This window comes from Rhizobium sp. FG113, from assembly GCF_057809895.1.
This window is the reverse complement of record NZ_JBMDKV010000049.1, coordinates 1-3,810: the sequence shown is the minus strand read 5'-3', so window position 1 is coordinate 3,810 and position 3,810 is coordinate 1. Positions and strand designations below refer to the sequence as shown.

2 protein-coding genes are annotated in these 3,810 nt (G+C 60.5%); both read right to left on the bottom strand.

Going from position 1 to position 3,810, the window contains the following annotated elements; translation table 11 throughout:
- Positions 1-33: 33 nt before the first annotated feature.
- Positions 34-3,003, bottom strand: a complete 2,970-nt coding sequence (locus ACODTZ_RS36000) for a Tn3 family transposase (RefSeq protein ID WP_003501156.1) — start codon at positions 3,001-3,003, stop codon at positions 34-36.
- Positions 3,004-3,019: 16 nt separating this feature from the next.
- Complete coding sequence (locus tag ACODTZ_RS35995; RefSeq protein ID WP_003501158.1) at positions 3,020-3,625, bottom strand: recombinase family protein; 606 nt, start codon at positions 3,623-3,625, stop codon at positions 3,020-3,022.
- Between the last annotated feature and the right edge of the window lie 185 nt (positions 3,626-3,810).

Genomic DNA, 3,810 nt, shown 5'->3' with positions numbered 1-3,810 from the left:
GGGGCTCCGTGGGCATTTCTACATTAATACACGCTAAGGGAATTTGAAGTTGTTTGGATTGAAGCGGTTAGCCCGGATTGGCCTGAAGCGTTCGAGGGGTCGGTCAATTTCGTTCCAGAGGTAGTCGCCGGTGAGCGCGATATGCGCCCATGGTAGTGGTGCGACCTGGGAGAGCAGCTCGTCCGGAATGATAATACCCTGACTGCTGATATAATCGACAGCACGGCTGAGATAGACAGTGTTCCACAGGATGATGGCGTTGACGACGAGGTTAAGACCGGACGCGCGGTAAGCCATGGTTTCGGCGACGCGGTTGCGCAATTCGCCGAGCTGGTGGAGGAAGATGGCGCGTGCGAGAGCATGACGGCTTTCACCCTTGTTGAGGATCGCATGCGATCTGCGGCGCAGTTTCGTATCGAGCAGCCAGTCGCAGATGAAGATCGAGCGTTCTATCCGGCCCATTTCGCGCAGGGCCTGGTTCAGCCGGTTTTGTCGCGGCGACGCTGCCAGCTTCTTGAGGATGACGGAAGGCGGCACCAAACCTGCAGCGATCGAAGCCTTCAGCCGCAAGACCTCATCCCAGTGGTGCTCGACGACATCCATGTTGACGGTTCCAGCGATCAGCGCGTCGAGCGGTTCGTAAGCCGGATCGCGATCAATGACAAAGAGCCTGCGATTGCCGAGATTGCGGATACGGGGAATGAGCCTGTAGCCAAAGGCGTGGAACATGGAGAACGTCGTTTCGGTGGCGCCAGCGGTATCGGTTGCGTGCTCATAGATTTCGACGGAGCTTTCGTTGTGAAGGAGGCCGTCGAGAACGTAGGGGGCTTCGCCCTCGGATGCCTGGATCATGCGGGAGAAGAAGGAAGCAAAACGGTTGGACAGGAAGCCATAGATCGACGCCCCCGGTCGCTTGCCGTATTTTGCATTGTAGTCGAGGCTGGCTTCGCCACGCCCGCCAGCCGGAAAGAACTGTCCGTCCGAGGAGGAGATATGGCCGTCACCCCAGATCGCGGCAAAGGGATGGGCCTGCTGCGCATCGACCAGCACGGCGGTCGCCGTGGCGTAGGTTTCCGATCGCATATGCCTGTCCACCATCAGCATCATCTGGTGGATCGTGACGCCGCGTGAGCTTTCCGCCATACGTTCGGCTCCGGCATTGGTGGCGTCGGCAAGGATCGCTGCCATCAGCGCTGCCTCGTCGTTTGCCGTCTCACCGGTACGATAATGCGTGAAGCTGTCGAGGAATTTGGTCCAGCTTTGCACCTCGGCAAGCAGGCTGGTGATCCTGATCCGTGGCACCAGAACATATAGTCGGCGGCTGAGCGCGACGATGCTGTCGCGCTCCTCCTCGCGGATCGGCGAGATCGACAGGCCCTTGTCGGAAATCGCTGCATCCGGAATAGCATTGGCAGCCGCCGCCTTTGCCAGCTCTTTCAGCTTCGCATCGAGCGTGGCGGTCCGTTCTGCTCGCCATTCGGCAAAGCTGTCGGGGAGTGCGAGCCCGAGCCGCCCCTCGGCGCGCATCAGCTCGAAGATCGGCCGAGGCAGAAGATAATCCTCGAAACTGCGCCATGCCCGGCTGCCTTCGACCCAGATGTCACCGGCCCTCAGACGCTCTCGCAGGTGAACGAGGACCGCCACTTCCCAGGCGCGCAGGTCGATATCGGCACTGTTCGGGCGCACGCAGCGTCGCCATTTGCGGGTCAGAAAGGCGAGCGGCACCTGCGCCGGCAATTTCCGGCCGCCATAGAGCGCGCGCAGATGGTCCACTGCTACAAGGATCGGATCATCAGCACGAAACGACCGGAACGAGAACGTGCGGAACATCAGTCTGCCCAGCTTGCGCAACGATTTGTGCCGCTTGATGAGCTCGTCGAATTCGTTACTGCGATCAGGGTGGACGACAGATCTGGCTGCCGCCATGCTGGCGACCAATCCGTCCCAGCCGAGGGAGGCTGCGATCGCCGATGCAAGATCGGTTTTGCTCGCACGAGCGGCCAGAAGCGCCTCGCCGAGCTTGAGATGCTCAAGCGCCACCCCATCAAGAACCTCGGCCTCTTTTAGCCGGCGTTCCGTGCGGCTGATCTCGGCCTTGCGGCGGTTGCTCCCAATCATTTTGCAGAACATGTCGATCGTCAGGTCGGTGATCGACGCCTGTCTCTCGATGACGAAGGCGGCCAGCGTGGCGTAGCGACGTTCGGATGTCAGGCGTCGTATCTCCCGGGCATGCAGAATGCGTGCATCCCTGGCGATGATGCCGTAGCGATTGGCATGGATCGTCTTGCGACGGTCGTCGGGAATGGCGGCTGAGCGCAATACCTCGAGGCGGGCGATCAAGCCTTTGAGGTTCTTCAGCTTCGCCCCTTCAGGTGCTTCCGCAATCCAGCCAAGGTGGCTCCGATCGCCGGCCCGCTCAGCGAGGAGCTGATCAAGCGCCTCGATCGAAGGCTGCTCCAGATCCCGGATCAATTCGCGATAGGCTTGTCGACGCGCCGCCGCCCGGCCGGCCAGTGCCAGACGGATCAGCAGCTCCGGCATAGGAACGAGCAACTTTCGTTCCTTCAAGGCTTCGATCACGGCCTTGGCGATCGGCGCACCTTGTTCAGTGGCCGCCGCCTCGCGTGCCGCCGCCGTTATCAACTCGCGATAGTCACTCGTCCGGACAGGCTGAAGCTCCAGTGCAGAGACGATCTCGCGCGCGTGTTCCCGGCGCGTTTCGTCGCGCTGGGCGTAGAACTCGAACACTGCAGGGTCGATGCCCAGCTGGTCGGCGACAACAGAGACAACCGCCTGAGGTGGAACTTCGCCTATTCGCAGCAGACGGCCCAGATCACGCACCAGTGCGAGTTGGATCGCAAAGCCAAGCCGATTATGCGACCGGCGATGTTCCTTGACGAAGACAATATCCTCGGAAGTCAGTGCATAGCGCGCTTGCGCATCTTCATAAGCTTCGGGTGGTTCGAATAAAACGGCACGCGATTGCTCATCGAGAAACGCCATCAGCCACGGTCACTCGTCAAACTACGGTTTCGGGCGTGCCGGTCTTGCCGGGGCCTGTCCATCCAGTCCGCTTCAACGTGTCGATCAAGGTCGAGCGCGCCACCTTGAACGTCCGGCACACGGACGCCTTGCTGGCGCCAGCTTCCAAAGCAGCTAGAACCTGCTCGACCTTTTCCGCATCGATCGTTGGAGGTCTCCCGCCCTTACGGCCACGTCGGCGAGCCGCCGCCAGGCCGGCATTGACCCGCTCGGTGATCAGCACTCTCTCGTATTCTGCAAGCGAGCCGAACAGGTTGAACAGAAACGCGCCGTGCGAATTCGTGGTGTCGATCGCCTCCGTGAGAGATCGGAAGGCGACACCACGTTCCTTCAAATCCTCGACGATGCGGATCAAGTGGGAGAGTGACCGGCCTAACCGATCTATCTTCCAGACGACCAGGACATCGCCTTCGCGCAATTCGCCGAGGCATGCCTTCAGACCCGGCCGGTCATCACGCGCTCCGGAAGCGCGATCCTGATGGAGATGGCGCTCATCGACCCCGGCCGCGAGCAGGGCATCGCGCTGCAAGGCAACCGACTGGCGCTCGTCACTACTCGATACCCGCATGTAACCGATCAACATGTGCGACAAACCTCAAATCAGGTGTTGCCGCACAGCCTAACATTCCGACAGGGTTTGTCGCGCAAAAAATGGCCCTATTGCGTGGCCAGTTTGCCCCGCGATCACGGTGAGCGGAAATCATGTGTTTCCCGTCACCTGCAAAATGCCCTTAGCGTGTATTAATGTAGAAATGACCACAGAGCCCC